A 7544-nucleotide genomic window follows, 5' to 3' on the forward strand; every position below is an offset into this window, starting at 1 on the left:
CACACATTATGAACGAATCTTCAGTTAAATCTAACATTGTATTAATTATAGTGTTTAATCAGTGATTATTTTATAAGGAAAGACAATGATCTCTTTATCTAAAACTCGTCTTTCTTATAAAATCGTGGGATCATTGATTTTGATATTCCTCTTGATTTTTATGTCTCTTGGAGCCGTTGTCAGTATAGTTTTTGAAAATACGATATTGGTTTCAGAAAAACAAAAAGCTAATTTATTGCTCCAAACTATTGAAAAACCGCTCCAAATTGCCTTATATTTAAAATTTTACGATCAAATTCCCGAAAAAGTTGCTCCTGTAATATCGGTAGCTGATGTAACGGAACTTGAGGTTCGCGATAATAGTGGAAAAAGTCTCTATTTCTACACGCATAGTAAAGAACATTTGAAATCCCGACATGAAGCGGTGAATGTCACGCATATGATTAAAGAACCCACCAGCGGGGAATTTATGGGGTCCATTACATTGCGTTACAGTGATTTGACCTATGAGGAGACACGTCAATCTATCCATAAGATTGTTTACGGAGTATGGGCGAGTATTGCATTGATTTTTTTTGCGGCAGTATGGTGGGTTCGCTATCTTCTCTTCCCACTAACCAAGATAGCTAAAAAAGTTCGTTATTACAAACCGGGTGACCAAATGGTTTTTGAAGAAGACGGTAGCGTTGAGATAGAGCAGATTGTTACCGCATTTAATGCGATGCAGCAAACGACTCAACTCTATTTAGAACAAATGGAAACGATGAATAGTTCTCTCGAAATGAAAGTCAATGAAAAGACTCATGAGTTGGAAAACCAATATCATATTGATCGATTGACGGGATTGCCAAATCGTTACAAACTTCAAGAAGTATTGTCGAAAGGAGAAATTTCAGCTTTGGCAATTGTTAATATAGATGATTTCAAAGAAGTCAATGATTTTTTCGGAATTTCAATCGGTGATGAAGTTCTTATGCAAATCGGAAAATGGCTGAATGAATTATCGGGTGCATGTTTCCGTTTAGGGGGAGATGAATTTGCACTGGTCTTTACCAACTTGGATGATCAAACCGAATTGGAACATCGATTAAACATGCTTGCAAAATTTTTAGACGAAAAAACATTTATGGTCAAAGAAGAGAGTCTCAACATACGAATAAGTATCGGTGTCGCCATGGGACGTGAAAAAGTATTAACACGGGCTGATATTGCTTTACATCATGCTAAAGCGAATAAAAAACCGATAGCATTTTACAATCAGGATGAAGGAGTTGAAGAACAATATCGATCGAATCTGACAATGGCCTCTGATGTTCGAAGAGCGCTGTTCGAACATCGTATTATTTGCCATTATCAGCCTATACTCAATCTTAGTACAGGAACGATTGATAAATATGAAACACTGGTACGGATGATAGATGACGAGGGAAATATCATTCCTCCTGTCAAATTTTTGTCTATCGCAAAACAAACGAAACTGTATCCGCGCATTACCCTTGAAGTGGTCTATCAAGCGTGCACACTCTTCGCATCACGCAATGAAGAGTTTTCTATTAATTTATCCGACAGTGATATACGTAATCCTCATACGGTGAGTGAAATCATTAAAACGATTACGGAAACGGGTACGGCATCACGGGTTGTTTTTGAGATTTTGGAATCCGAAGGGATAGAAAGTTACGATGAAGTGACACGGTTTATTACGCAAGTAAAAGCTTTGGGAGCAAAAATAGCTATTGATGATTTTGGAACGGGGTATTCTAATTTTGAAAACATATTAAAATTGAGTGTTGATTACATTAAGATAGACGGTTCATTGATACGAGAGATTGTAGGTAACTCGCGTCATCGTATTATTGTTGAAACAATTATCGATTTTGCGAAGAAAATTGATGCGAAAACGATTGCTGAATTTGTTTCCGATGAGGTTATTTATAATACCATCAAAGAACTGGGTGTCGATTATTCACAAGGGTACTTCACCGGTAAACCGACATCACTATCGTTATGCCAGTTTAGTTAGAAAAATCGTTTTATCGCAGGACATGTCCTACAAATTTGGACATATTTCCTAAGATTTTTCCACCTCGACGGAATCCTAAGCCGCATGCTTCATAGGCGAAAAACACACCTGCCTGATAGCTGTTACCTTGAGCATCTTTCGGGAACTCGACATACTCTTGGTAGATAGGTTTAAAGTTACCATATGGCCCGTCATTCGCTTCAATGGTCGTACCTGAGGCATCGATAATACGTACATTTGCACCTTCCCGTCCAAACATCCGTTTTTCGACTTGTTGCACCCCTTTTAACGGTTCAAATGAGGTTTTTAGAAGATACGGTGAATCTGGGAATAGATCACAGAGAATTTTCATCATCCCTTTTGACTGAAAGAGGAGAGTATAGGCAGGATTGAGGATAATCGCTTTTTGATTTTCCATAATGCTGCTAAGTTGGGTAGCTAGTTCGGGCTCTTCAATAGCAATATCTTCCCACGGATAGAGTTTGAACCAATACTCGTAGGGCTGTTCGTTCGCATCATAGATTCCTTCATCATCAAATTTTACTCCGCCGAGAGGTTCAAATCCGGTCTCAAATCCTGCATCAATTGCCATTTGCTGCAATAATCGTACAGTTTGTTCCTCTTCTATATTTCCGCTTACCGAACTGAAAAGAATTTTCCATCCGTCGTAGTATTTTTCAAACTCTTCCGGATCATCAAAAAGAGTGACCAGGCGGCGAAAGTTATCGCTGATTGCTTCATATACGTTGTTGAACTGGCGCTCTTCGTCCATGCCGTTATGTTTGAGGAGTGCCCACTGTAAAATCGCGGTTTCAAAGAGGGCAGTGGGGGTGTCGGCATTGAATTCGATCAGTTTGATCGGTGCTCCGTCGATTCCGCCTGCAAGATCAAATCGACCGTAGAGATGCCAGTGGACATCATTATCCCAACTTTTTTTGATAACGTCGATGAGGTTAAAAGGGATACCAAGCTCAAAAAAGAGATTTTTATCGATAACATGCTGTGCGGCAGTGGCATACATATCATACAGTTCATTGACTGCTTTGTAGTAGGCTTCCGCTTCATGATCACGGACAATGACCAATTCATCGGCGACGTATTTACTGGAATCGGAGTCAGTATGCCAAGCAAATCCGATCTCCTCCAATACAGCATCGTTTATCGGATTTATTTTTTGTAAGTTAATCATACTCATCCTCCGAAACTACTGCTAGAAGAGGTGCTTTTGGAAGCAGAATTTCCGAAGAAACTTTTTTTCTGAGTGTTTGAAGTGGCTGAGTTGCTACCCCCGGCAGATGAACGGTGATACGCGGAGCGGTTGGACATATCTTGGTGTCTTTGAACATTTTTGTTATTCATCAATGCATTTCCGATCATATTTCCGAGCAATGCTCCCCCTGCTGCGGCAAGGATGGTGCCGCCTAATCCCATCCCTTCGCTTTTGGGTTCAGAGTTAAGCTCCGATTTCCCTTCTTGCATTTTTTTGTACTCTTGATCGGCGAGTTCTTTCATCTCGGCTTCACTCATTACCCGTTCATGGACGGTACCGTTTTCGTCGGTTTCGTGAATAATTGCACGGCTTGGCCCCGTTGTCGGCATCTCTTCGATAATGACGTATTTGCCGCTAGGCTGCTGTTCAACAACGAGAAATTTATTTTGACCCTCTTGGGTGCTTTGACTCTCTTCCGGGGCACTTTGGCATCCGCTGAGAGCACTGAGGACAACAAGCCCCATTGTTCCCATCATAATGTGTTTTGCTGAGGCGAAATGTTTCATAAATAGACTCCTATCGTAATTGTTTTAATCGTGTTGGGGTTAAACGGAAAATTTTGGATGCACTTTTTTCACTCAAGCCTCGATGATCTTCAATAATGAGGTCACTGATGGATTGGCAGAACACTTCATCATAATCTTTCCCGCTTTCATTGGCAGAGGTGGAATAGAGCCATCCGTATCGTTCGATCAGTCGGGAATGTTCCGGATCATCAACATATCGGAAGGCTTGATTTTTGACGATAAAGGTCGTTTTACGGGCATATCGTACTAAATGTTTATGAATAATTGGAATACGGATGTCTCGACGAAGCGTTTTAAAGTTTGCATAAACTTTTAAGAAGGGTTTTGAATTATCCCTCTTTTTGATCTCTTGCAAACGCTGTGCATCTTGAGAGAGAAAACCGACAGTGGTGTCGGTTTGTGCGAGGAGAATAGGTTTCATCTGTTTAGGGGATAAGATAATCTTGAATAGCGTGCGGTTCCATCCAACTGTCATCGTGCATATGACCCATCGCTTCGATTGCCGCGCGTGCCGCACTGAGAGTTGTAAAATACGGGGTTCCCATACGTAAAACGATTTGACGAATCAGCTCGGCGTCTTTTTTCGATGTTTTATTATCAGAGGTATTGATAGCGAGAGAGATTTCTCCGTTTTTCATTACATCTTCGATATTCGGGCGCCCTTCAGAGATTTTAAGAACCACTTCACACGGAATTCCTGCCGCTTCGATCACTTTTTGGGTACCGCGAGTTGCCACGAGTTTGAACCCTTGATTGTGCAATCCGCGAGCGATTTCAGGAGCATGAACTTTATCCATTTCGATAAACGATAGGAAGCAGGTTCCGGAAGTCGGGATTTTATTCCCGGCTGCCAGCTGGCTTTTTGCGAAGCTCACACCGAAATTTTGGCTGATTCCCATAACTTCACCGGTTGATTTCATCTCAGGCGAGAGAACCAAATCGGCACCGTAGAGTTTGTTGAACGGGAATACGGCTTCTTTGATTGCCACGTGCCCTTTAAGGCGTGGTTTGAGCAATCCGTCCGCTTCCATAACAACATTGTAGTTATCGTAGAATTTGAGGGCATTACGAAGGGTGTCACCCACCATGACACGGGTCGCTACTTTTGCCAACGGCATTCCGGTTGCTTTAGAGACAAACGGAACGGTACGAGACGCACGAGGGTTTACTTCGATGAGGTAAACCTCGTTTTGGTAGATCGCGTATTGGATATTGAGTAGACCGATAACACCGAGACCCAAAGCGATTTTTTTCGTTTGTTGTTCAACTTGTCCTTGCAACTCAGCGCTGAGGCTTACAGGAGGGAGTGAACATGCACTGTCCCCTGAGTGAATTCCCGCCTCTTCGATGTGCTGCATTACGGAGCCGATATAAACATCAGTCCCGTCACTGATCGCATCAACATCCAGCTCTACCGCTTGATCGAGGAATTTATCGACGAGTACCGGAGAATCGTTACTGACCGATACGGCGACATCCATATAGGTGCGGAGTTCATCTTCGTTGTAGACGATACGCATGGCCCGCCCGCCCAAAACATACGACGGACGTACAAGTACCGGATAACCGAGTTCTTCAGCGACAGCGAATGCCTGCTCTTTGGTCATGGCGATACCGTTTTCAGGCTGTTTGAGACCTTGTTCGACGACGAATGCCGAGAATTTCTCACGGTTTTCTGCCAAGTCGATTACTTCCGCAGAGGTTCCGGCGATTTTAGCTCCGATAGCATGGAGGCCGTTTGCCAGTTTAAGAGGGGTTTGTCCTCCGAAGTGGACGATAATACCATCGGGCTGTTCCGCATCGACGATAGAGCGCACGTGTTCGAAATCGATCGGCTCGAAATAGAGGACATCGGAAGTATCATAGTCGGTTGAGACGGTTTCAGGGTTACAGTTGACCATGATTGTCTCGATCCCCATCTCTTTGAGGGCGAACGAGGCGTGAACACAGCAGTAGTCAAACTCGATCCCCTGTCCGATACGGTTCGGTCCGCCACCGAGAATCATCACTTTTTTCTTATCGCTTACACGCGGTGCTTGAAGTCCGAGACGGGTGATATTAGTAGTAGAATAGAGATACGGAGTGAGTGAGCCGAACTCTGCCGCGCAGGTATCGACTTCGTTGTATTCAAACATAATCCCCAGAGCCTTACGTGCTTCGTAGACATCATTCTCTTTTGCACTACCTCCGTTTTGTGAGACCAATTTAGCGATCATTTTATCGGAGAACCCTTCGGTTTTGAGACGGCGGAGCTGTCCTTCGTCGCTAAGGGTTGCTGTTGTAATTAGCTTCTCTTGAGCAATGATCTCTTCGATTTGGGTTAGGAACCACGGATCGATTTTAGAGAGTTCAAATACTTCCTCTTTGGATAGCCCCATACGGAAACCCTGTCCTACGTAGAGGATACGCTCCGCATTCGGGCGGCGGATTTCGTGTTTTACAAATTCTAAATCTCCGTCGATAGGATCAAAACCGCAAAGACCTGTTTCAAGTGAGCAGAGCGCTTTTTGAACTGATTCTTTGAAGGTACGTCCGATTGCCATTGCCTCGCCGACCGATTTCATGCTGGTGGTGAGGGTTGATTCCGCTTCAGGGAATTTTTCAAACGTAAAGCGTGGAACTTTGGTCACGATATAGTCGATAACCGGTTCAAATGCCGCAGGGGTTCCGGTGATATCGTTAGTGATCTCATCGAGGGTAAATCCGACCGCGAGTAAAGTAGCGACTTTGGCAATCGGATAACCGGTCGCTTTGGATGCCAACGCCGATGAGCGCGATACACGAGGGTTCATCTCAATAACGATCATGCGGCCTGTTTCAGGATTGACGGAGAACTGTACGTTTGATCCCCCTGTATCAACACCGATTTCACGTAAAATGGCAAACGATGCGTCACGCATACGTTGATACTCTTTGTCGGTCAATGTTAGTGCAGGAGCGACAGTGATGGAATCTCCGGTATGGACACCCATTGGATCGAAGTTTTCGATAGAACAGACGATAATACAGTTATCGTTTCTATCACGAATAACCTCCATCTCGTACTCTTTCCATCCCAGAAGTGACTCTTCGATCAAGATTTCAGTAATCGGAGACTCATCGAGTCCGCGTTGAGCGAGCATTTTGAATTCATCGATGTTGTACGCGACACCGCTTCCTCCACCGGCTAGAGTGTACGAAGCACGGATGATGATTGGAAAACCGATTGCCTCAGCTGCCGCCATCGCTTCTTCCATATTGTAAGCGTAACGGGAAATCGGCAAGTCCATACCGATTTTAACCATGCACTCTTTGAATGCTTGGCGATCTTCCCCTTTTTTGATGGCACTTGGGTTAGCTCCGAGGAATTCGATCCCCTCTAACATCCCAAGTTCGTGCATTTTCATCGCTGCATTGAGAGCTGTTTGTCCCCCCATGGTTGGAAGGATGGCGTCAACTTTCTCTTTTTTGATGATTTCGGCGATGATCTCGGGTTTGATCGGTTCGATGTAGGTACGATCAGCAAATTCAGGGTCAGTCATAATCGTTGCCGGATTCGAGTTGATCAAAACTACGCGGTAGCCAAGTTCTTTGAGCGTCTTGACCGCTTGTGTCCCAGAATAGTCAAATTCACAGGCTTGACCGATGACGATCGGGCCTGATCCGATGAGTAATATCGTTTTGATGTCGTCGCGTTTTGGCATTGAGACCCCTCGTCATAAAAATTTTATTATTATAGACGAGA

Annotated in this window: 5 protein-coding genes; 1 reads left to right on the top strand and 4 read right to left on the bottom strand. The window is 43.8% G+C overall.

Features of this window, described 5'->3' with window-relative positions:
• Positions 1 to 85 precede the first annotated feature (85 nt).
• Positions 86 to 2023 (top strand): EAL domain-containing protein, encoded by a 1938-nt coding sequence (locus tag PHI47_RS14220; protein WP_299938832.1) that lies wholly within the window; start codon positions 86 to 88, stop codon positions 2021 to 2023.
• 10 nt (positions 2024 to 2033) lie between these two features.
• Here the strand turns inward: PHI47_RS14220 and PHI47_RS14225 are convergent, their stop codons facing one another.
• The 4 genes from PHI47_RS14225 to carB are packed head-to-tail and all read right to left on the bottom strand — an operon-like array spanning position 2034 to position 7503.
• Positions 2034 to 3212, bottom strand: a complete 1179-nt coding sequence (locus tag PHI47_RS14225; RefSeq protein ID WP_299938834.1) for a glutathionylspermidine synthase family protein — start codon at positions 3210 to 3212, stop codon at positions 2034 to 2036.
• A 2-nt stretch (positions 3213 to 3214) separates the two neighbouring features.
• Positions 3215 to 3799: a hypothetical protein gene (locus PHI47_RS14230; protein WP_299938836.1), complete on the bottom strand. Its 585-nt coding sequence runs from the start codon at positions 3797 to 3799 to the stop codon at positions 3215 to 3217.
• A 10-nt stretch (positions 3800 to 3809) separates the two neighbouring features.
• A complete protein-coding gene (locus PHI47_RS14235) occupies positions 3810 to 4241 on the bottom strand; it encodes a Sua5/YciO/YrdC/YwlC family protein (protein WP_299938839.1) in 432 nt (143 codons plus the stop codon).
• A gap of 4 nt (positions 4242 to 4245) precedes the next feature.
• Positions 4246 to 7503 (bottom strand): carbamoyl-phosphate synthase large subunit, encoded by a 3258-nt coding sequence (gene carB / locus PHI47_RS14240; protein ID WP_299938842.1) that lies wholly within the window; start codon positions 7501 to 7503, stop codon positions 4246 to 4248.
• Between the last annotated feature and the right edge of the window lie 41 nt (positions 7504 to 7544).

The sequence above is a fragment of the Sulfuricurvum sp. genome (genome assembly GCF_028713855.1).
Lineage (GTDB): Bacteria > Campylobacterota > Campylobacteria > Campylobacterales > Sulfurimonadaceae > Sulfuricurvum.

Coding starts and splice junctions, on each gene's coding strand:
- PHI47_RS14220 (WP_299938832.1), top strand. CDS start 86: ATGATCTCTTTATCTAAAACTCGTCTTTCTTATAAAATCGTGGGATCA.
- PHI47_RS14225 (WP_299938834.1), bottom strand. CDS start 3,212: ATGATTAACTTACAAAAAATAAATCCGATAAACGATGCTGTATTGGAG.
- PHI47_RS14230 (WP_299938836.1), bottom strand. CDS start 3,799: ATGAAACATTTCGCCTCAGCAAAACACATTATGATGGGAACAATGGGG.
- PHI47_RS14235 (WP_299938839.1), bottom strand. CDS start 4,241: ATGAAACCTATTCTCCTCGCACAAACCGACACCACTGTCGGTTTTCTC.
- carB (WP_299938842.1), bottom strand. CDS start 7,503: ATGCCAAAACGCGACGACATCAAAACGATATTACTCATCGGATCAGGC.